General features: G+C 45.8%; 21 protein-coding genes and 1 other RNA gene. 11 read left to right on the top strand and 11 right to left on the bottom strand.

Translation table 11 applies throughout. The annotated features are described in order from the left end of the window. The first annotated feature begins 119 nt into the window (after positions 1-119). Positions 120-365, top strand: a complete 246-nt coding sequence (locus tag B5P39_RS04150) for a hypothetical protein (RefSeq protein ID WP_011717801.1) — start codon at positions 120-122, stop codon at positions 363-365. A gap of 37 nt (positions 366-402) precedes the next feature. On the opposite strand, the gene B5P39_RS04145 is transcribed toward B5P39_RS04150, so the two are convergent. The 3 genes from B5P39_RS04145 to aceB all read right to left on the bottom strand — a co-directional run bounded on the left by B5P39_RS04145 (position 403) and on the right by aceB (position 4,260). Further along, on the bottom strand, positions 403-771 hold the full coding sequence (locus B5P39_RS04145; RefSeq protein ID WP_011623516.1) for an acyl-CoA thioesterase: 369 nt from the start codon (positions 769-771) through the stop codon (positions 403-405). Positions 772-1,144: 373 nt separating this feature from the next. Then, on the bottom strand, positions 1,145-2,467 hold the full coding sequence (gene aceA / locus B5P39_RS04140) for an isocitrate lyase (protein ID WP_086904378.1): 1,323 nt from the start codon (positions 2,465-2,467) through the stop codon (positions 1,145-1,147). Positions 2,468-2,610: 143 nt separating this feature from the next. After that, positions 2,611-4,260, bottom strand: coding sequence for a malate synthase A (gene aceB / locus B5P39_RS04135; protein WP_088210572.1), 1,650 nt, complete (start codon positions 4,258-4,260; stop codon positions 2,611-2,613). A gap of 835 nt (positions 4,261-5,095) precedes the next feature. Here aceB and B5P39_RS04130 point away from each other — a divergent pair. Next, entirely contained in the window at positions 5,096-7,567 is a 2,472-nt protein-coding gene (locus B5P39_RS04130) for a TonB-dependent receptor (RefSeq protein WP_088210571.1), read from the top strand. Between the two features lie 68 nt (positions 7,568-7,635). On the opposite strand, the gene B5P39_RS04125 is transcribed toward B5P39_RS04130, so the two are convergent. The 4 genes from B5P39_RS04125 to B5P39_RS04110 all read right to left on the bottom strand — a co-directional run bounded on the left by B5P39_RS04125 (position 7,636) and on the right by B5P39_RS04110 (position 12,465). Further along, positions 7,636-9,405, bottom strand: coding sequence for a monovalent cation:proton antiporter-2 (CPA2) family protein (locus B5P39_RS04125; protein WP_088210570.1), 1,770 nt, complete (start codon positions 9,403-9,405; stop codon positions 7,636-7,638). Between the two features lie 220 nt (positions 9,406-9,625). Continuing rightward, on the bottom strand, positions 9,626-11,353 hold the full coding sequence (locus B5P39_RS04120) for a tetratricopeptide repeat-containing diguanylate cyclase (protein WP_088210569.1): 1,728 nt from the start codon (positions 11,351-11,353) through the stop codon (positions 9,626-9,628). Positions 11,354-11,416: 63 nt separating this feature from the next. After that, the gene (locus tag B5P39_RS04115) at positions 11,417-11,629 is read right to left on the bottom strand and encodes a hypothetical protein (RefSeq protein ID WP_088210568.1); all 213 of its coding nucleotides are present in this window, start codon (positions 11,627-11,629) and stop codon (positions 11,417-11,419) included. 44 nt (positions 11,630-11,673) lie between these two features. Beyond that, positions 11,674-12,465, bottom strand: coding sequence for an SAM-dependent methyltransferase (locus tag B5P39_RS04110; protein ID WP_088210567.1), 792 nt, complete (start codon positions 12,463-12,465; stop codon positions 11,674-11,676). A 403-nt stretch (positions 12,466-12,868) separates the two neighbouring features. On the opposite strand from B5P39_RS04110, the gene B5P39_RS04105 reads away from it, so the two are divergent. Further along, entirely contained in the window at positions 12,869-13,360 is a 492-nt protein-coding gene (locus tag B5P39_RS04105) for an outer membrane protein assembly factor BamE (RefSeq protein ID WP_039978606.1), read from the top strand. A 75-nt stretch (positions 13,361-13,435) separates the two neighbouring features. On the opposite strand, the gene B5P39_RS04100 is transcribed toward B5P39_RS04105, so the two are convergent. Together B5P39_RS04100 and B5P39_RS04095 are read right to left on the bottom strand one after the other, a co-directional pair. After that, positions 13,436-13,771 (bottom strand): RnfH family protein, encoded by a 336-nt coding sequence (locus B5P39_RS04100; protein WP_011623525.1) that lies wholly within the window; start codon positions 13,769-13,771, stop codon positions 13,436-13,438. Then, positions 13,761-14,198, bottom strand: a complete 438-nt coding sequence (locus B5P39_RS04095; RefSeq protein WP_011623526.1) for a type II toxin-antitoxin system RatA family toxin — start codon at positions 14,196-14,198, stop codon at positions 13,761-13,763. Before B5P39_RS04095 ends, B5P39_RS04100 begins: the two co-directional genes overlap by 11 nt. 253 nt (positions 14,199-14,451) lie before the next feature. Between B5P39_RS04095 and smpB the strand changes: the two genes are divergently transcribed. The 8 genes from smpB (at position 14,452) to B5P39_RS04060 (ending at position 20,712) form a co-directional block, all read left to right on the top strand. Further along, positions 14,452-14,943, top strand: a complete 492-nt coding sequence (gene smpB, locus B5P39_RS04090; RefSeq protein WP_011623527.1) for an SsrA-binding protein SmpB — start codon at positions 14,452-14,454, stop codon at positions 14,941-14,943. Positions 14,944-15,015: 72 nt separating this feature from the next. Beyond that, positions 15,016-15,370, top strand: a transfer-messenger RNA (tmRNA) gene (gene ssrA / locus B5P39_RS04085). Positions 15,371-15,776: 406 nt separating this feature from the next. Next, positions 15,777-17,279 (top strand): site-specific integrase, encoded by a 1,503-nt coding sequence (locus B5P39_RS04080; RefSeq protein ID WP_176399858.1) that lies wholly within the window; start codon positions 15,777-15,779, stop codon positions 17,277-17,279. 1 nt (position 17,280) lies between these two features. Continuing rightward, on the top strand, positions 17,281-18,504 hold the full coding sequence (locus tag B5P39_RS04075; RefSeq protein ID WP_176399857.1) for a DUF559 domain-containing protein: 1,224 nt from the start codon (positions 17,281-17,283) through the stop codon (positions 18,502-18,504). A 355-nt stretch (positions 18,505-18,859) separates the two neighbouring features. After that, a complete protein-coding gene (gene radC / locus B5P39_RS04070; protein WP_088210564.1) occupies positions 18,860-19,342 on the top strand; it encodes a RadC family protein in 483 nt (160 codons plus the stop codon). Continuing rightward, a complete protein-coding gene (locus B5P39_RS04065) occupies positions 19,339-19,776 on the top strand; it encodes a DUF2787 family protein (RefSeq protein WP_088210563.1) in 438 nt (145 codons plus the stop codon). The genes radC and B5P39_RS04065 overlap by 4 nt, the downstream gene beginning before the upstream one ends. 114 nt (positions 19,777-19,890) lie before the next feature. Continuing rightward, complete coding sequence (locus B5P39_RS24875) at positions 19,891-20,022, top strand: hypothetical protein (protein ID WP_254915692.1); 132 nt, start codon at positions 19,891-19,893, stop codon at positions 20,020-20,022. A gap of 144 nt (positions 20,023-20,166) precedes the next feature. Further along, positions 20,167-20,712 carry a recombinase family protein gene (locus B5P39_RS04060; protein ID WP_088210562.1) on the top strand — a complete coding sequence of 182 codons (546 nt, stop codon included), beginning with the start codon at positions 20,167-20,169 and terminating at the stop codon, positions 20,710-20,712. A gap of 8 nt (positions 20,713-20,720) precedes the next feature. Here the strand turns inward: B5P39_RS04060 and B5P39_RS04055 are convergent, their stop codons facing one another. Beyond that, entirely contained in the window at positions 20,721-21,449 is a 729-nt protein-coding gene (locus B5P39_RS04055; RefSeq protein WP_088210561.1) for a hypothetical protein, read from the bottom strand. A 7-nt stretch (positions 21,450-21,456) separates the two neighbouring features. After that, complete coding sequence (locus B5P39_RS04050; protein WP_140418323.1) at positions 21,457-22,128, bottom strand: hypothetical protein; 672 nt, start codon at positions 22,126-22,128, stop codon at positions 21,457-21,459. Between the last annotated feature and the right edge of the window lie 318 nt (positions 22,129-22,446).

Genomic DNA, 22,446 nt, shown 5'->3' with positions numbered 1-22,446 from the left:
ACTCCCAAAATTGGGCTCAAAAGATTGGGGTTCGATGATTGGATTTTCAGATTATTAAGGCGCGGTACAGCAGTATTTGGTATCTTGCTTAACAACCGTTAGTTTTCAGGATGAGTACAATGAAAAAAGCCACGCTCATAATATTACCACTGCTACTGGCCACCACTGCCTGCGCCGATTTAAAGGATGCGGGTCGCGCCATAGGCACCACCACTAAAGATGTGACGAAAGAGATTGGTCATGCCACTCGCGACACCACCAAAGAGATTGGCCACGCCACCCGCGACACCACCAAAGCCATAGGTCATGCCTCACGGGATGCGGTGAAATCGGTCAAAGAAGAACTGACAGAAGATTCGGAGTGACGCCCATGCGTCACTCTGCTTTATCGGGTCTCAACCCCTAGGCCGCATTGGCACGAATACCATGGGGCACGGGTAACCCCTGTGCATTCACATTCACAAACACCATCTTATCGATACTGACTACAGGCGCTTGCGTCATCTTATTACGCACTTGGCAACTAACCGTAATGGAACTGTGGCCAAGGCTGACAAGCTCCAAGCCAAATTCCAACACATCCCCTTGGCGCGCTGGCGTCATAAAATTGATCTCAGAAATCAACTTAGTCACATGGCTGCTGCTCTTCATCTGGCACGCAGCAAATATGGCCGCCTCCTCGTCAATCCAACTCAATAACTGGCCGCCAAATAGGGTATTTGCAGGATTTAAATGTTCAGGTTTGACTAAACGACGACTGTAATATTTCATGACGGTGACCTCTCTATGAATGCCAAGTTTTACCGTCAATTCACAGCATTATTTAGGCCAAGATAAATAGCCATTGAATAACAATGAGATAGAATTAAGTTATTGTAAAACGGTTAAAAATTTGCACCAACTCGAGTCAGAGTTGCACCAGAATAATCAATTAGATAAAAAATAGCGACTCAAAGAGTCGCCAAGCTCAGGCAAGCAATGTATTGACTGGGTAGGAAGTTAAGTCACAAGGTTTGACTTAAAAACCCGTGCAGCACATGTAGGCGAACTGCACGGGGGACAACAGCTGCAATGCAGCTAAACACAGGGTTTACGGGTACAACATCTTACGGGTAGAACCTATTCACGATACAACAGACTTCGCTTAAAACTGCTCTTCTTCGGTCGAGCCAGTCAGTGCAGTCACCGATGAATGACCGCCTTGGATCACTGTGGTGACTTGGTCGAAGTAACCAGTACCCACTTCCTGTTGATGCGCGACGAAGGTGTAGCCTTTCTTCGCTGCAGCAAACTCAACTTCTTGAACTTTCTCGACATAATGCTTCATACCTTCACCACGAGCGTAGTCGTAAGCCAGGTCAAACATGTTGTACCACATGTTATGGATACCCGCTAAAGTGATGAACTGGTACTTGTAGCCCATGTCCGACAGCTCTTGTTGGAAGCGCGCAATCGTCGCGTCGTCCAAGTTTTTCTTCCAGTTGAACGAAGGTGAACAGTTGTAGGCCAGTAATTGGTCTGGGTACTGAGCATGGATTGCCTCAGCAAAGCGGCGGGCTTCTTCTAAGTCAGGCTTAGCGGTTTCACACCAAATTAAATCCGCATAAGGTGCGTAGGCAAGACCGCGAGAAATCGCTTGGTCCAGACCCGCTTTCACGCGGTAGAAACCTTCACTGGTGCGCTCGCCAGTCACGAAGTCACGATCGTATGGGTCGCAATCAGAGGTCAATAAATCAGCTGCGTTCGCATCGGTACGAGCGATAACTAAGGTTTCAACACCGCTCACGTCGGCTGCAAGGCGCGCTGCAACTAACTTTTGTACCGCTTCTTGGGTCGGCACTAATACTTTACCGCCCATATGGCCGCACTTTTTCACTGAGGCCAATTGGTCTTCAAAGTGCACACCGGCGGCGCCAGCGTCGATCATCGACTTCATCAACTCGAACGCATTCAGTACGCCACCAAAACCCGCTTCCGCATCGGCAATAATCGGCAGGAAGTAATCGACAAAGTTTTCTTCTTCCGGATTAACACCATTGCTCCACTGAATTTGGTCTGCACGGCGGAAAGAGTTGTTAATACGAGCAACGACAGCAGGTACTGAATTTGCTGGGTATAAAGATTGGTCTGGGTACATAGTGCCCGCTAAGTTAGCGTCGGCCGCCACTTGCCAACCAGACAGGTAAATTGCTTCGATACCGGCTTTCGCCTGTTGTACCGCTTGGCCGCCAGTCAGTGCACCTAACGAGTTCACATAACCTTTTTTTGCGCCACCGTTGACTAAATCCCACAGTTTAGCGGCACCGCGTTTAGCAATGGTGTTTTCGGGTACGATAGAACCACGAAGTGCCACAACTTCCTCTGCAGTGTATGGGCGACGCACGTTTTTCCAACGTGGATTCTCAGCCCAATCTTTTTTGATCGCGTCAATCTGTGCCTGACGTGAAGTCTGTGTTGCCTTAGTCATAGTGTCACTCCTTTCTCTGTGATGTTGTAGCAAGTGAAGCTGCCCCACAGCCTCACCCTGCCCATTGGTTTAATTGGCGGCTTGACCGCCATAACGCATTCCATGTAAACGCATTCAGTGTTACAGCATTAAAACGCTAATCATTAAGCCGTTAGCATCTCGTAACCGGGTAAGGTTAAGAAATCGACCAACTCATCCGAAGTGGTAATATCCTCAAGCAATACCGCCGCTTGAGTAAATTTGCCGTGGGTGAATCTGTCACCGCCCACTTCTTTTTTCACATTCGCTAACTCTTCCACCAGCATGTCCTTAAACAATTGTTTAGTGACGGGTTTGCCGTTTGAGAGTGACTTGCCATGTTGGATCCATTGCCAAATCGAGGCGCGGGAGATTTCCGCCGTTGCCGCATCTTCCATTAATCCGTAAATCGGCACGCAACCGTTGCCACAGATCCACGCCTCAAGGTATTGCAGTGCGATGCGAATATTCAGGCGCATCCCTTGTTCAGTACGCTCGCCATCACAGGGTTTTAATAACTCTGCGGCGAGAATCGGTGCATCCACATCACGGGTGATATGCAATTGGTTTTGATGATCTTGGCCTATGTATTCGTTAAAGATCCCCATCGCCGTATCCGCAAGACCAGGGTGAGCGACCCAAGTACCATCGTGACCATTACGAGCCTCAAGCTCTTTGTCCTTACGCACTCGTTGCAACACGGTTTCGTTCTGAGCGGGATCCTTCGCTGGAATAAAGGCTGCCATGCCGCCCATCGCCAGTGCGCCACGTTTATGGCAGGTTTTGATCAGCAGTCTTGAATAGGCGCTTAAGAAAGGCGTATCCATGGTCACCGCTTGGCGGTCCGGTAATACACGGTCACTATGACGCTTTAATGTTTTGATATAGCTGAAGATATAGTCCCAACGACCACAGTTCAGCGCGACAATGTTTGAGCGTAACTCATAGAGAATTTCGTCCATTTCAAACACCGCGGGTAAGGTCTCAATCAAACAGGTACATTTGATTGTGCCAGGCTGCAGGCAGAATCTTTCTTCAACAAAAGCAAACACTTTTGCCCACCAACGCGCTTCAATATGGCTCTCGAGTTTAGGAATATAGAAGTAAGGACCACTGCCCTTCGCCAGCAATTGGCGATAGTTATGATAAAAGTACATCGCAAAGTCGAATAACGCGCCGGGAATGGACAGCTGGTTAAATTCAACGTGCTTCTCTTTTAAGTGCAGGCCACGCACACGGCAGATTAATACTGCAGGATTTGGGCCTAACTTGTAGTGTTTACCGGTTTCTGGCGCTGTGTATTCAATCTCACCGCGCACGGCATCACGCAGGTTAATCTGACCTTCAACCACTTTCTGCCAGCTCGGTGCTAAGGAGTCTTCAAAATCCGCCATAAACACTTTGGCATTGGCATTGAGTGCATTGATCACCATCTTACGTTCAACTGGTCCGGTGATTTCGACACGGCGGTCGAGTAAGTCATTCGGAATGCCACGGATCTTCCATGCACCGTCACGAATAGCGCGAGTCTCAGGCAAAAAGTCAGGCAAAGCCCCTTTATCGATACGCGCCTGTCTATCTTTACGTTTGGCGAGTAAGGTGGGCACTTCTGTCGCAAATTCACGGCAAAGTGACTCAAGCAACGCCAGCGCGCCTTCGGTAAAAATCACCTCCTGCCCTGGTATGGTATTTCCCACTAAGGCCAGAGTGCCATTCGCAGTGGCCTTATTCTGTGTCGAATTCAATTGCTGTTCACCTAAAGTGTGTTCCGTCATCTTCTCGCCCTCCCAAGAGGCTAACCTTTTGCTCGTTTACGACTCGTTACCAGCAAAGACATGAGTAACATGTACAAACATTCACCTAAAAACATTCAAATGTTCGTTTAGAACCAAAACTTACAGACAAACATTTGTATTTGCAACTATCCAAAAGTGCCATAACCGCTCAATAACTTGACCAAAAAACCTCTCAAAATTGGTCTGACCAAGACAAAGAATGCAACTCAAATGACTGATAAACAACAACTTTAAAAATTTAAGCTAAATGAGTTTTTTCTTATCGTGAAATTTGTCAGACAACTTTACCACTCAAAGCTCATTGTAATTTTACACGTAATTTAATTACCAATTGAAAATTTAAATATACAGCATTTTTGACCTATTCGACCTAAGTAGAAACCTGTGCGCGTTTTGAACTCCACCCGGAGGAAAGCGGTAAAAATCAACAAAACCAAGCAATTAACAAAATAGAAACAGAATAAAAATTTAAACACTCGTTTAACTATTACGTTTACGTAAACAGTCAAATAAATAGGGAGAGAGTGACAGGGATCACGGGTTATGTTTCTCGATCAAAAACCCGAGTCGATATGGTTAACCCAAAAAATAAATCACTTTTTTATAAAAAAAATGAAACAAATTAGAATTCTGACCCTGTGTTGCTTCAAATGAGGGCAACAGGTGATAGTGAAGGTCTTTATCCCCAACGCAGTTAACCGTATTTCGTATGTAAAGATAACCAAGGTTCATGGTCTTTTAAGCGCCAAACAAGGGGTTGCAAAGTAGATGAAAATCATTATCATTCGCGACCTTTCTGATTGGGGGACTTTCAATGCCAGTATTACAGCCTGTATTTCGCTTATCACTTATTGCACTCGCCTGCCTCAGTGCTTTACCACACACAGCCTACGCCGATAACACACCTTCCGCTCGCGATGAAAACGTCGAACGCATAACGGTATACGGCAGACAAAACTCTGTGGTGAAAAACTCAGGGCTGGCGACTAAGTCAGATATGTCCTTAATGGAAACCCCTGCGGCGGTTGTTATCATTGACCAAGAGCTGATTAACAGCCAAGGAGTCGATAATCTGCAGGACTTGATCCGCAATATCAGTGGGGTGACTCAAGCAGGCAATAACTACGGCATTGGGGATAACTTGGTTATTCGCGGTCTTGGCGCAAACTACACCTATGACGGCATGTATGGCGGTGCCGGCCTTGGCAATACCTTTAACCCCACTCGCTCCCTAACCAATGTGGAATCCGTTGAGGTTTTAAAAGGGCCTGCTACTGGACTCTACGGCATGGGCAGCGCGGGCGGCGTGATCAACCTGATTGAAAAGAAACCGCAATTTGAATCCAAACACAAAATCACCACTGAAGTTGGCCAATGGGAGACCTACTCGCTCGCCATCGATAGCACGGGTGGAATCACAGATGATCTTGCTTATCGCTTAGTTGCCAAAACTGCCCGCAGTGAAGGTTACCGTGATTTAGGCGCCGACCGTGATGAAGTGTTCGGCTCACTCAAGTGGGTATTAAGTGATAGCCAAGATCTGATGCTATCAGGTGCGTATATCAAAGACGCCATTGCCGTTGACTCCATCGGCCATCCAATCCGTATCTACAATGCCGATTCTGTCGGCGGTAAAACCGCGGGCGAAGTCACTTGGCAAGATTTGATTAACGATCCTAAGGGTCAAGGCATACAGCTAACCGACGAGCAGCGTCAGCAATTGGCGGCATCACTCGCCAGTGGTGATGGCTTAACTCCCTATTCCTTCGGTGACGCGGGATTAATTTCTCCCATGGCAAAAGATAACGAAGGTGAAGAGCTGAGATTCAAGCTGACCCACAATATCTACTTTACCGATAATCTGTTCCTCAACCAGCAGTTGCAATATCGCGACTACACCACAGGTTTTGCTCGTCAAACTGGCGCTTACAACTATGTGTACTGGAAGCGCAAAATCAAGATTGGCGGCGTACCGACTGATGTGATTAACGAAGATCCCCGCGCGCCACTGGTTGAAAATGGTGTGCTCTATCCCTTTGCCGCCAGACGTCAGGAATACCGCCAGCTCGATGCCGAAGAAACCTCGTGGCAGTATTTTGCCGATCTACGTTACGACTTCCAAATCGGCAATATCGACAACGAATTGCTGGTGAATGCTAACTACGAAGACCGCGATATTCGCCTCGAGCAATTCTCGATTTACGATGCGGATCAAGTCATTAAAAACAAACAAGGTGAAGTGATTTACCGTGGTTCGCTACCGTACATTTACGATATCCGCAATCCAAACTGGGGAACGGGTAAATTTGCCGACTACGATCCGCTCAAAACCGCCAACTACAACAAAAAAGTCAGCGCTTGGGGCTTAGGCGTGCAACATGTGGGTTATTTAGGTTATGGCTTTACCACCCGTGTTGGCGTGGCCTTTAACGAAATCAAACAGAGCTATGAGCACTTAGGTGTGGATGAGCGCTACAGCGCGAGTCAAGCGAGCCCCACTCCAGAGGAAGATAGCAAAGATAACGGTGCCACCTACAACTTGGGCTTAACTTATATGCCCATTGACGATTTATCATTTTTCGTCAATCACTCAAAGGGCCGCACCGCCTATAGCATTTTAGGTTCTATCACTGGGGAAAATACCGACCGCGAAGACTCAGAATCTGTCAGTAACGATCTCGGTATGCGCTTTAAAGCCTTTGACGATCAGATGCTAGCATCACTGGTGTTCTTTAAAAGCTCACGCACAAATGTGCCTTACACCAACCCCGACTATAACGCTGGTGTGTCAGGTGCCGAGGTGCCGGTGTACTTTTACGATGGCAGCGAAGATACCCAAGGGGTCGAGTTGGATCTCAATGCCCACCTAAACGATAACTGGCGCATCAACCTGAACGGCATGTATCAGGATGCGAGGGATAAACAAAACCCGAACGACAAAGCCAACTACGACAGCCGTCAAAAAGGTGTGCCCTATGTGACCGCCAGTGCTTGGGTAACCTATGGTGCAGACTGGTTTGCCTTCTCAAGCCCTATTGAGCTGAGTTTAGGTGCCAAGTATGTGGATGATAGAAGCACGCACTCAAGCTCATTCGGTATCCCTGATGGTTATGTGCCTAGCTACACCTTAGTCGATTCAGCCATCAGCTACGCCACCGACTCCTGGAAGTTACAATTGAATATCAACAACATATTCAATAAAGACTATTACAGTAAGGCCATGTTCCTCGGTGGTATGCCAGGCGAAGAGCGTAATGTGAAGCTGCAATATAGCTACAGTTTCTAAGCATTTTCCTTAAGCCCATAAACAACAAGAGAGCCCATCGGCTCTCTTGTTTGTTTTAGCCAGCTGACTTAACTGACATTCTCCCGGTCGCCACGCATCAGCGACTCCAACTCAGCTTTTCCTTTATTGGATAAATCAAGGAGCTTGGCTAAATCATGTTGATGGGCCGAGCTGGCTATCACCAGCTTTTTATCGTGCTCGGCAAAAATCTTCACCCGTTCATTGGCTTGCACCTGCGATAAACCTAAGCCCTGCAAAATCTTCTCACTAGCGGATAAAGCCGAACCAAAGGTTTCACGGAACACATCGGTCACCCCAAGACTCATTAATCGATAGGCATGGTTACGGTCCCGCGCCCGAGCAACGATATTGATATGGGGGAAATGGGTTTTCACCTGCTGGGCAATTTCAATCGAATCCTCAACATTATCAACGGCCAGCAGCAACAGGCGCGAACGTGCAATCCCCGCCGACATCAACATATCTAAACGTCTGGCATCGCCAAAATAGACCTCACCACCGTATTTGCGGATCACATCCACATGGCTGGCATCCTTATCCAAGGCCACAAACGGAATACCCGATGACGCTAAAATACGCCCAGTGATCTGCCCCACCCGCCCAAATCCGGCGATCACCACCTCAGATTCAGTCACATTAATAGTATCGGGCAAACGTGTATCCACCACCTTAGGTTTAGTGGCTCTAAAAAGCGTGAAAATCATCGGCGTGACTGCCATGGATAAACCGATGGCGAGCACTAAGATTTGGGCGATTTTATCATCCACTATGCTGGATAATTGCGCCTGCGACAGCAGCACAAAGGCAAACTCACCGCCTTCGGCCAAGATAAGGCCTAGAGCAATACTCGGACGCCATGCATGGTGTCGTAAACGGCCAAGCAGCATCAGCACGAGAGTCTTAATCAGCAGCATGCCCAGCAAAATTGCGAGAATGAGTAAGGGATCGGTTAAAAACAGCTTGAGATCCATACTCATGCCCACGGCCATAAAAAACAGCCCAAGCAGTAAGCCCTTAAAAGGTTCGATATCGGTTTCGAGCTGATGCCGGTAGCTGGAGTTCGCCAACATAATTCCGGCTAAGAATGCGCCCATACCTGCCGACAACCCTAGCCACTCCATCAATTCGGCGCTACCCATCACCAGCAATAATGCAAAGGCGGTTAACACCTCACGAACCCCGCTGCTGGCAACAAGCTTAAGTACCCGCGGTAACAGATATTTGCCCACTAACACAAAGCCCACTAAGGCCACGCAGGTCCAATACCATGGCACCGCATGGTGCTCAATCTGGGCCGAATTAGGTGCAAGGTAAGCGGTTAATAGCAACATGGGGATCACGGCGAGATCTTGCATTAACAACACCCCAAAGGCATCGCGGCCAAGCGGAGTGGTCAGTAGTCGATGTTCGCTCATCAGTTGTACCGCGAAAGCCGTCGATGATAATGATAACGCCGCGCCAACCACTAATGCCGCCTCTATGGATAAGCCAAATCCCCAAGCTAAACCGCCAATTGCCGCCCAAGAAAGCAGTAACTGACCACTGCCGAGACCAAAGATGGCACTGCGCAGCTCCCATAACTTGCTCGGATTGATTTCAAGCCCAAGCACAAACAACATCAGTACCACACCCAGCTCGGCAAAATGCAGCACGGCAGCGGGATCAGACACCAGCGCCATGCCTCCGGGGCCTAAAATCACCCCGGCAGCGAGGTAAGACAGAATCGGTCCTGCGCCAAAACGTTTGCCCAAGGGCACAAAAATCACCGCGGCCAATAAAAATAACAGTACAGAAGTGAGCAGACTCGACTCTTCCATTAGGGCTCCACAACGTTAGCGAAAGGCAAAAATAGGTATAGCCATAAGCAAAAAAGCTTCGGCTACCGCTGGCAATCATACTCTAGTTAGGCAGGAAAAAGTGTGAAAAATTGGCCTAAAAATCATCGAAAAAACGCAAGAAACAAGCGAAACAGCGAAAGAAGAAAACCGCGTCACATTAGCCTAAACAGTCAGTTACACAGAAAACACAACTCGTACCCTACTGCCTTGCAAACTGACTGGTAATATTGGTGGCGCGTTTATCTGAGGCTAAAGCGTCCTCATAACAAAATACACTGTTACGACCATTGGATTTTGCGGCATACAGCGCCATATCGGCACGGTGCAGCAGAGGGTCTAGGCTTAAGTCTTCTTTTGTCATACCGCTAACCCCAAAGCTCGCGGTGATAGTAAATTTATGCCCCGAGAGATGCGTATCAATGGCTTCGAGTCGTCGACGGCATTGTTCGGCAACTTCCATCCCCTTTTCCTCATTGGCATAGGGCAAAAACAACGCAAATTCTTCGCCGCCAATCCGGGCAAACACATCACCATTGCGGACATGGGGTTTTAATACTTCCACGACTTTTTTCAGCGCCCAGTCACCCGTACCATGGCCGTAGGAATCATTAATCCGTTTAAAATGGTCCAAGTCGAATAAAATCACGCAATAATCGCCCCCTCGGGCAGCGGCTTGCACAAACAGATTTTCACCCAGATCTTGCCCCGCACCACGGTTAAGCACGCCCGTCAATGCATCCATTCTGGCCATGCGCATAAAACGCCGTTTTTGCAAATTGCCCACGACTAACAAAATCGCGAGGAAAAACAGCCCGCCAACTAATATCGTGATAAACATCAGCATATTAGTATACTCACGCTCTTTTACCGTTTGCTGGGCGATGTAAAGTTCACGCTCTTTATTCAGCAAGTTGATTTCACGCGCCTGCTCATCAGCATTAAACTTAGCCGATTGATAAGCAAGGGTTTTCATCTTCGACTCATCAAAAATCAGTTGATTATAATGTTGCTCTTTTCTGGAGTATTCATAGGCTTGCTCAAATTGTTTGTCCGCCGCCATCAACTCGGCAAACACTTTGTAGGCAATATGCTTATGTTCGATATAACTATTATCATCGGGAAATGTGAGCACTTTAACTGCGTGACTTTTGGCTTGAACCAGCTCACCCGTTGCAAAGTAATTCTCAGCAAGTAGTGCATGCACATGGCTGATTTCTAATTGAAATTGAAAAGCTTCATACCCTTTTAACGCTAATAGTAAAATCGCTCTCGCGTCTAAATAGTCACCCCGCTCCTGCAAAACCATCCCTTTGCCTTTCATCGACATAGTCGCTAAAAGGGGAAATTGCTTCGCATCACAATATTGACGGCTATCTTCGAAGGCATCGAAGGCGTCGGGACTTTTCACACCGAGCAAGTAAATCGCCCGCAGCAATTTGGCATGGCAAATATCGCGGATATCGGTTTCCTGAGCGAGTTGTAACACCTTATTGGCATAGAGGCCCATATCGCTATAAGCATCCATTTCAGAATAAATATTGGCAATTCTTAGATAGGAGTGACGTTTAATCGTAATATCATCGATATTCACCACTAGGGCTAATGCTTTGGCGACAGCCGACAAGGCTTTGTCATAGTCGCGCATCCCTATATAGACAGTGGCTTGATAGCTATAAACTGACGCTAATAACTCAGAACTTGTGATTAAGGTTTCGGCCTGATGTAAATCGTCTAACGCTTTGGCATATTCACTGACAAAAATATAACTAATGGCTCTGTCAATTCTTAGTCTGCCTTTTTGTGTCGGGGTTAATCCGCTAAATACGGTCTCATATTCGGCCAGTTTTTTCTGCGCTGCGCTAAGATCAGATTGCAGTAATACATCAAGCTCATTGAGTGCCTGATCAAAATCGAGAGAGTTAGCCATCAACGCTGTCGAACACAAAGCAAAGATGGCTAATAGGGCGCAACGCAACCGTTTCAAGATAAGTTAATTATTACCGTGATTAACTAAAACAAAGGTTTGATAATTTTGGTCGCCATTCAAGACTTTTAGCTTTTCAATATCCCCAGTCATTACAGCGTTAATTTCTACATCAGTTAATCCATGGGCACGCATCACCGCCTCAGGATTCTGCTTATAGTCTTCCATTAACTGCGCATCTTGGCCTAACTGGGTAAAAAAATCCGATAATGCAGACATACTTATTCCTTATTGTTAATAATGACTCAATATCACACTTCAATTTAGCCCAAATCTTCGGGACCGATCCCTAACTTAGCCAAAATAGCATAGTTGTACTCCAGCTTTTTTGCTGGCGGAATTAACAACGTACTAATCGGCGTTAAGTGTGCTTGGGGTAAATTAGCTAAAGGTAAACGCTCGATACGCGGGGCTTGGATTGGCAAATTAGCCGCTTCGTAGATGACCACCTCATGCTCGAGCGGGTACCATTGATTTAACTGCTCCACGAGGATCTGCAACCTATCACTCGAGGTATGAAATTGGGTTAGGGTATGTTCGCCCGCAATCGCGATTTGCCAGAGTAATAAGTGAGTGGTGGGATCCGGCACATGGTTGAAAAACATAAACTGGCTGGCTTCAAAGCTTTGATGCCCTGAGTTACCTGGGTCAATCCCTAAGTCTGCCCACAGGCAAGCTTCGGCCGAAATCCCCGGCTCCATCTTGGCCGAAAACCCTTCGGCCTTGGCGCGAGTGATAGCCATATGGGATACACAGGCAAACACGCCCGGATGACCATAGAGTGCACACACGGTTTTTTTACCCGCTCTCACCGCATCTAGAATGGCATTGACCATTTGCTCGTAGGTGTCTCGGCGATTTTTAACTTCACCATTTTGCGCATAAAACTGCTGCAAATTGATGACATTGGGGTTGAGCTTCGTCAACCAACGCTGCGAGAAACCGTCGGGTAAGAGTGAAAATACAATATCGGCATGTTCAATATAGCTGCGGCTTAATACGCTAATTTGCCCCGCGAGCTGTAACCCCGTACCCACACAAACGAGTGATCCCAATGGTCTCTCCTAAAAATGCACTACCGCAGGCTTATTGATGAACTCAAGCCATAACTTTGATAGCAACCGCTAAACCCTATGCTACTCCCTAAAGTCGCGAGAAAATGCTAACACCATCAAAGTAAAACACTTTCACAACTTTACCCATGTTTTCACAACATTGCTACATGACTATTTCGACTTTGCTTAACTTTACGGTTTTTCAGCGCAATTTACCGCGGGGCAGCTTATTTAGGCGCAATCATCAGCATAAAAATCTTCACTCATCGCGAACTAAAACGCGCCGCTTAGGTCGAAAACTCACACAATTGCAACGATAAGCGCCGCAACGCCCAATTACCCTTGTCATAAGGGGGAGTGCTTGGGTATGATGGCCGCCAGATTTTCAGAAGTAGCGCATACAATGATCAATAAAAAGCAAAGTCTTACCCTGCTGAGCGCCATTGCGCTCTCAGTTTCGCTCAGTGCCTGTAGCGTGTTTGATTGGCTGATCTATAAGCCCGATATTCCGCAAGGCAACTACATGGAGCCGCAACAGGTTGAAAAGTTGCGTATCGACATGACCAAAGAGCAGGCCGAATACATTCTTGGTCGCCCAGTATTGCGTGACAGCTTTGCCGATGACACTTGGTATTATGTGTACCACTATAAGAGTGGCCGTGATGCGAGCATTACCCACAAAGAACTGATCCTGCACTTTACCGGTAACAAATTAAGCTTAGTGAAGGGCGACTATGAATTAAGCCCAGAGTTTAATACGCCGCTTGAGCAGAGTAAGTTACCTATGGCCAACACCGCTGAATCTGCGCCGCTCGTGCCAGCACAGCGCCCGGATGAAAAGCCATTAGTGAAAGAAAATCAAACCGAAGCGCAAGTTCAAAAGCCAATCAAGTAAGCACACTGGTTTAACACTTGCCTTAAACACAAAAAGCGCTCATGGCGCTTTTTGTTTGTTCGTGTTGCGGACAGATTAAGACACCCGTCCACCAGTCACTTTATTGGCACGACCTTCATCCTTAGCCTTATCGGCACGGCGACGGCGCACATCCTTAGGATCGGCGATCAGCGGGCGATAAATCTCCACACGCTGCCCCGGTAAAATCACTTGGTCATGCTTAACCACATTGCTAAACACCCCAAGCTTTACCGTTTCTAAATCAATCTCAGGGAAAAAACTCACCATATTGCTTTGACGCACTATGTCAATCGCGCTCGTGCCGGGCAATACGCTAACCGAAATCACCTTTTGCTGAGTCGGCAGTGCATAAATAACATCGACGACGAACTTATCTGCTTCATTTGTCACTGTAAATTACCTTAGCGCGGCTGGTAAATGCCGTCACCATTGACACCATAAGATCATTAAACACTTTACCAAAAGCCATATCGACCAATGAGCTGGAAAACTCGAAATTTAAGTCAAACTCCACCTTACAGGCATCTTCAGTCAATTCGGTAAAACGCCACTGGCCGAATAAGTGTTTAAAAGGCCCATTTTCAAGTCTTAACTCGATACTCTTTCCCGGCACCACCTGATTGCGCGTAGTGAAGGTCTTACGGATCCCCGCCTTACTCACATCGACCGAGGCCACCATGGTTTTACCATCAAACTCAAGCACTTTACCGCCAACACAACCGGGTAAAAACTCTTTGTACGACTCAACATCATTGACTAAATCATACATTTGCATCGCACTAAAACGAACTAACACACTTCGAGAAATTTGCGGCATAGGGCTTGGCACTCTCAATCTAAGTAAACACGCTGTCTCAAGCGAACTCCGCGCGCCCTACTCTCTAGGGAAGCTAACAAAATTGGTTTGGATTCTACCACGATACTTAAAAAACGCACCCCTCACATATCCCTATGATGACTAAGCAAAACCGCATAAAAAAACAGCAATAAATTGATGAGGGCTTGAAATAGCTCAAATAAACCCTTATATCCATTTCAAATTGATTCACCGTGCGTATAATGGCGCCACTATGGTAAAGAAAAACTCAAAAAAAGCCGCGCCTGCGACGATCGCACGCAATAAGCGCGCAACCTTCGAATACCGTTTCGAAGAAAAAATGGAAGCTGGCATTTCCCTCATGGGATGGGAGGTGAAGTCTATCCGCATGGGTAAAGTGAACCTATCGGACTGCTACGTCTTCTTAAAAAATGGCGAAGCCTTTATGCATGGCTGTACCATTATTCCGCTTAATACCGCATCGACCCATGTGGTGTGCGACCCGATTCGACTGAAGAAATTGCTGTTAAGTCGTAAAGAGTTAGACAAATTAGCCGGTCTTGTTGAGCGCCAAGGTTACTCGATTATCCCTATCTCCATGTACTGGCGTAAAGGGGCTTGGGTCAAAGTAGAAATCGGCCTAGGTAAAGGTAAAAAAGACCACGACAAGCGTGAAGATACCAAAGCACGCGAGTGGGAAGTGGAAAAAGCCCGCGTAATGAAAAAGGAAAAAACGCGCGGATAATGAACAAACGATTGAACTTGCAGCAAATGATACTAGGTTATCGCCACGCTACGAGTTACAATCAACTTTCTTGGGGGCGATTCTGGATTCGACAGGATTCACGAAACCCTGGGAGCATGCCGAGGGGCGGTTGGCCTCGTTAAAAGCCGCAAAGTTATAGTTGCAAACGACGATAACTACGCTCTAGCCGCTTAATGCCGCTAGCCATCTACCACACGTTTCGCACATGGGCAGTGGATTTGATGGTCATCTCACATCGTGCTAGCGAGGGAACCCTGTCCGGGGGTGAACCGCGAAACAGTACCGGACTCACCGTGTGGGATCCTGTCTTTCGGAGTTCAAACGGTTAAACAATAGAAAGACTAAGCATGTAGCGCCTTGGATGTAGGTTTTCTGGACGCGGGTTCAAGTCCCGCCGCCTCCACCACCTTCCTAAAGGACTGATTCCATTACGGTTTCAGTCCTTTTTTCTTTTCTGAGCCTGACACAACTGTGCTACAGGAGTGTGCTACATGGCTTCCCTTTTCCCGACTTATCTCTATCAACGAAATGCGGTCTGGTGGTATAGACAAAGGCTACCCAACAGGCGTATAAATGCGACGTTGAGAGTTTCGCTTCGGACAGCCAACTTAATAGAGGCTAGGACGTTAGCGTTATTGCTCAATTGTTTCATTAGCAAGCAAACTATCTCTTTATCAGATAGTTATTTGAGAACACGACATAGTGCTGCCACCGAACATAAAGGTGGAGTTGACGGGCCTGAACCCCCCAATAAAGTCAGCTTTTGGTTGAATTACGAGACGTTTAACCAGTCAACACATGAGGAATCTCAAATGACGTCTTGTTATGAAACCCTGAAAAATCAAGCTAGAAACATAATCCATCATTACCATCGTATGGAGCTGGCCGATTGGCAATCGAGCCCCAGAACCGAAGATGAATATGAAATATGGATAGATTTCTTACAACTATTCAAAAGTCAAACAACCGAAGCCGCAAGATTGAACGACCTACGTCAATCTCAACGGCTCGTTAACGACTATTTCGCTGATACTGAGCAGCCAGTTCTTCCCCCAGAACAACTCAATCAACTCACCCGTATGGTCTGTGACCGTATACCTGATATCTATTCGGCCATGCTAAATCACCAACCCATTGATTTAGAAGAAGAACAAAAGCAGTCAACTGAAAAATCATCTTCAGATGTCGCAAAGGGAACTGAACCCGCGTCCATAAATTCCACCAATATAGTCCCACTCGGTCAGGCCATTGGGGAATACCTTAGCGAGAATCAAGCCAAAGGATGGAAAGTCAGGACGATAAATCAGTACCAGCACTCGCTAGTGGTTGCGAGCAGCTTTTTTGGTGATGTCGCAATCGGCACTCTCACCCGTGAACACGGCAGAGCATTAAGAGGGATTCTGCCCAAACTCATTAAAGGAAAGACCCAAGAAGATCTCCACAAGGATGGCATCAAAAACTGCACTACTGATACCGCCAGCATGCAAATTAGCTCTGTCACCGCCAATAATCATATGAATCGACTCAGGGAGTTTTTCCGATGGAGTGAGTCAATGGGGTATATCAATCGAAATCCCTTGCCAGACGATAACATTCCCATGCCGAAAGTATCGAAACAGGCGAAACGTAACCCGATAACCGACCAAGAAGCCAAGCAGATCTTTGCTCATCCCTTATTTGCTGAGCATAAAGGGATCAAGACAAGGAAAATCCAGCATGCAAGCCATTTCTGGCTGCCGCTGATTGCCGCTTATAGTGGCATGCGACTAGGTGAAATCTCGCAGCTTAGTGTGGGAAATATACGTAAGCTTGGAGAACATTGGTGCTTCATGGTCGAACAAAGCTCTGAAGATCATTACTTGAAAACACCTAATGCCCAACGAGCAATTCCTGTTCATAATGAGCTGATAAGAATAGGGTTTATCACCTTTGTTGATTATGTAAGGGCAAACGGAGGCGAACGCTTATTTACTAACATTCGTCTGCTACAAGGTAACTACAGCAACAAGCCTAGTGAATGGTTTATTAAGCAACTTAGGGATAATTTAGGATTACCTCTGCATGTTACCCCACATGCTTTTAGGCATTCTGTCAAAGACAAACTAAGCCGAGTTGAAGCAAATCCTGAAAACATTTCCCGCTTGCTAGGTCACGCTGGCGGTCAGTATGGTGGACTAGTCAGTACTGAAGTTTCGCATTTAGTTCCACTGATAAATGCTATCGACTACGGAGCCGCCACAGCACATATTCAGCCAATAGTGCCTGATGCTTTCCATTACTCTCCCGTGTCAACTCTTAGCGATGTGGAGGTGTAAGATGAATACTTTAAACGACTTACTGAAACTCTCAAGCTCAAAGTATGACAACACTCTTAATACAGCTAATGAGCTAGATAGTACCAATCAAAGACCTCTCAAGAATACTGCTTCGCTAGTTGTAGCACGAACTTTTACTCAGCATAGAGTAGTTGAAGCTCCGTTTGACAGAGAAGAATACCTTAGGAATCGGCAGTCCTTAATCGAGAACTCACGAACTAAGCGCCATTTCAGTGATACCAAATTAGCCGAACTGTTTCGAGGATATTGGTGCCGCCCTCCAGAACTAGAAAGTGTCCATAATTTAGATGAGCAGAAACGAATACTTCAAGAACACAACCAATACGAGCAACCGTTTCTTAACATGAGAAAGCTTTATCTACTGGTTCACGGCTCAAATAAACGCTATGCCCAATGGATAGGTAGAGCCATACGAGCGGCTATTGACAAGGGAGCGATATCGGAAAGGGGGGATGCTAGATGGTTAATGTGCGAAGATTATAAAAATATCAATAAGTTAAATGTCAAGCATGCGATGATATTACTCACCCATGGCCCGAATGCTATCTATAATCGTGACTTGCTAAGACAGCTCTCTGAATATACAGGGGTTCCCATACCGCCTGTTTGTAGAGCGAGAGCTGAACAACTGTTTGCAGTAAAGCTGAGAAAACTTATAGAAAGACTAGGAACAAGTATATGTGCTCGCTCCTGTGAACTAGAAGAACAAGCCCAAATCGAAAATTATCGTGTTGATTTTATAGTAAAAGTGCTAGATGAAGGGGAGGTTACCGATCAATTCATCCTTGAGTTTGACGAAGCTTATCATCAAACAGTGAGGCAACAGCGGAAAGACAAGCAACGAGACGCTCACCTACAACAACTTGGCTATAAGATTATAAGGGTGAAGGAGAGTGAAGCGAATAACTGGCTAAAAATAACTCGTTTACTCGACTACCCACTCCATGAACCAACTATACGCAGGGAGTGTATAGAGAATGCAACCTATATCCACCCGAGAACTAAAGAGCCTTATATTTCGGTGGATTCGATAGATAATTGGGACGCATTTGATCGAGCAGTTACCGCTAACTTAATCAAAGACACCAACCAAAAGTTAGCTCAATTTGCGAAGTTATTGGATACAGAGGGACAGCCATACCGCCGTAGCAAAATGTTGATCGATGGTAAGGAGCAAAGAGTACTTCGCCTCCCCTGCGAGTGACATTTTATGTGCAAGCCGTTTCAAAAAATTGGCACATTGGAACAACAAGACATAATTTGTGGTACAAACTTAATCATTTATAAACATGAAGTTATAAAGTTTGTACCACAATTCCAATTCCTCTGTCTGAAAATACTCTATATAGGGGTAAATTACTCGCACCAGTTCTTTTCTTTATATGAGTAATTCCTAAGAATCCCCCTAGAAAATGGGGAGATCGAACAAATCCCGCAAAACTGAAATTGTCCGACTAAGACAAGGATGTCTGACCGTTTTATCCCTTATACCCGAGTCAAGTCGGACGAATGAAGCTGGCATAAGAATCCTGAGTAAATACATTACATTAGGAGTTAATATGTCATATCATCAACCCGATATCCCCTCCCCTAACTGCGAAGATTCTATTATCAGGGAAGCAATCACGATCATAGAGCATCGTTATTGTCACTCTGCCCTATATCAAACGGCATTCACGACACCAACCCTGACGAAAGACTATCTACGTCTACGTATGAGTGGCTACGAGCGTGAAGTATTCGCCGTTATGCTCTTAGATAGCCAGCACCGCTTGATAGCCTATGAAGAACTGTTCTTTGGCACCATAGATGCAGCCTCGGTTTATCCAAGGGAAGTCGTGAAGCTAGTGCTTAGCAGGAATGCCGCAGCAGCGATATTTGCCCATAATCATCCCTCTGGCATATCTGAACCATCACAGGCTGATAGACGCATCACAGAGCGTCTTAAGAAAGCCTTAGCAACGATTGATGTACCAGCCTTAGACCATCTAGTGATTGGCCACCATGAAGTTGTGTCTTTTGCTGAGAGGGGCTGGATATGACCCCAACAATTCAGATTGACCTCAAAGCCGCGAGAAGCTTATTGCCGATGACGCTAAGCCTAACGCAAATCATTCGGCGGTTGCTGCTCAAGAATCTGCCGCCCATTGTGAGTCATGGTGTGACGATTAACTTTCGTGACCCAAGCTACTCTGCCGATGCTGGTGGCTTTCACCCAGTCGAAATCCGCTTGGAATACTCACAGGCCACCAGCATGTGGCAAGTTTGCTATATCACCGACTTTGCCTACCAAGGCCGCTACTACCCTGAACTCGAAAAGGATATCGACTTCAATTTCGCTGAGAGTTCGGGGTATCAGGCTTATGTTGGATTTCACCCGCTAAGCCATTTCAGTGGTCTTTATCGGTTATGGGAAGCCAACTTCAGAAGCTACGTAGTCGATGATATCTATCTGATAACCATCAACTGGGACTGATCCCCCAACACCATTCCATTCAGCACTAACCAGAAAATCACTACATGGGTTCATGTGGTGGGCTTTCGGCTGCCTGAATGCCAGCCATACAGGAGAAACATCATTAGCGAATTAATGAAGTCGGTCGCTAAAGCCGCACTACTGACCATAGTGCCGATCCTCATCCAAGCCTTTGTCGAGCGGTATTTATCAGATGAAGAACGATGGGAAAACGAGGAGAGTGATTCAGATCAAGAAGCTGAGTAACTCATTGTATTCATAGTCAATAAACCAAGCCCATGTGACACCTTGGGAATTACCCCATAGACCATGTCACATGGGTCCATTTCCGACTTTTGACACGTTTGGTCAGTGAACCTAGACCCTATTGACCAACTAAGGAGAGCCATTATGGCAACCATTGGATATGCCCGAGTATCAACCACAGGACAAAGCCTAGACGCCCAGCTCGCCGCCCTGAGTACATGCGATAAGGTATTTCAGGAGAAAGTCAGCGGCGCTAAAGATGACCGCCCACAGCTCAAGCTGATGCTAGAGTTCGTACGTGAAGGTGATTCAGTCGTCGTTACCAAACTAGACAGACTGGCAAGAAACACTCGGCACCTACTGGAAATCGCAGAGTTCCTTGCGGCTAAGAAAGTCACCCTGAAAATCCAGAACCTTGGGATTGATACAGGGACTCCCACAGGAAAACTCATGCTAACTATGGTAGGTGCTATAGCTACCTTTGAGCGAGAGTTAATGCTTGAACGGCAAGCCGAAGGAATTGCATTAGCTAAAAAAAAAGGACTATACAAAGGGCGTTCTCCGACAGCAAAGGCTAAATCGGATGAAGTATTATCGTATCTTGCTGAGGGTTTAACTAAGACAGATATAGCTAAGAAAACTGGTATATCTCTCTCAAGCGTAAGGCGAATTATTCTAAAGCAACGATGAAGTTGCTTTTAGTCAGCACTGAGTATTTCAGCTTGGATATCACCCGACAGACTATTGATAATAACTATCCGACTAAAGCATGATTTTGATAAATTTTCTTTAATGTATTCAATGTATTCACTCACTCCACCATAGGTGATTGTATCGCTTAAGACCAGCCACCATTCAGGATAACGCTCCAGATAATTCTTAACTTTGCTCTCCTTCTCTGATATGCAGTACCGGACACTTTCCAAAATGGTGGATGCATCATGATATGCGGCATCTAAATCAGAAACCCCAGTTAATAAAAAACCTTCGCTATGCTGCAAAGGACTCTTGCGAACAAACAATGACATACCGTTTGTATTAGGAACATACTCCCTAACAAACTCCTTTGATCCTGATAATAACCGTTTCTCGGCATTTGCTAGAGCATTAGAGACATTCCTCGATAACTTCCTAGCGTTCCCAAAAGGCCGACGCACATGGGCTGATACTCGATATCTAGGAGGGAGAGAATCGTTAGAAGAGTTAATACTTTTCTTGAGAACTCCAATTATCGAGCTTGCGTCATCATCGATACGACGGTACTGACCATTAATGCATATCAGTTTGTTCAATCTTGTAACTTCAACAGCAATGCGTCCATCCAGCAAAATATCTGGAGGAATATTCCCATCAGGTTCATATATAACGTCAAACCCATGTTTCGCCAAAAGATTAGCGACTAAAACTTCCTCTCTATTTGCAGACATATATCAACTAATATCCAGCTTTTATCTTATCTCGCTCTGACTGTAACAGCTTGATTTCATTTTCTATTTCAGTTAAACGCTTTATATTTTCATCACTAAGTTTTTTATCTTCACCGTTAACAGCACATGCTTTTAATGCTTCAGATGTGCTCTTAGTAAAGCCCTTCAATAGCACCGAATAATTTTCTATCGTAGACTTGCCTTCATCGTACACACGAATCAATACCTTATTACCTACTGCAGCCTGTGAGATTACAGAAAGAAGCTGCTGCCGATTATTCGGAGTTAAACGAATGAAGCCCTCTCGGTAAGAGTTACTATAAAGTTGACCTAATAGCTCAACTGGCTGATTATCATCAACTTTCAAAAGTACACTGACTGCTGAATTAGGGGTTGCTAGAGCGTCCTTAACTCCAAAGGTAAACATGAAATCTATACTGTTAGCTGTTGCTATATCACAGCGGATACCTAAAGAATGACTGGTATCAGCCAGAAATATCGTCTTTTTATCAGCTCCCTTAAAAAAGCTTCCAGCATAAGCAGTTGCAGAATAAGTAACCTTACCTGTAAATTCATCTTTTGATGTGTCTGATTGCCATGCTTGCGACAGATCATATTCTGCATAACTGCTCGAACAAAAGACAAACATCAAACAAACCAGCGACCTAACTTTTTTCATCGATTCATCCTTCGTTATATAATATTCACCCTTACTTACCGCCAATATCATTGAAAAATCTTAAAAATTCAATGATTCGAGTCAAACATAATACTGTCGGTCAATAAACAATTGTGCAGCCATAACGATTGTGCCACACTCTGTGCTACATAAACCTCGTCAGGTTTCTATAAGAATCAGTGTGTTAGAGAATTGGCTCAACAAGTGCCGCCTCCACCAAATATAAGAACGAAGACGTCCTAGGACGTCTTTTTTCTTGCCTTATTTTATCAAAAATCAATAAGTTACAAGTTTTACTTGTTTTATTTCATCTTTTTT

The organism is Shewanella sp. Shew256 (assembly GCF_002196695.1).
Classification (GTDB): domain Bacteria; phylum Pseudomonadota; class Gammaproteobacteria; order Enterobacterales; family Shewanellaceae; genus Shewanella; species Shewanella mangrovisoli.
Note: the sequence above shows the minus strand (reverse complement) of the source record. Positions and strands in the feature narration are given on the sequence as shown.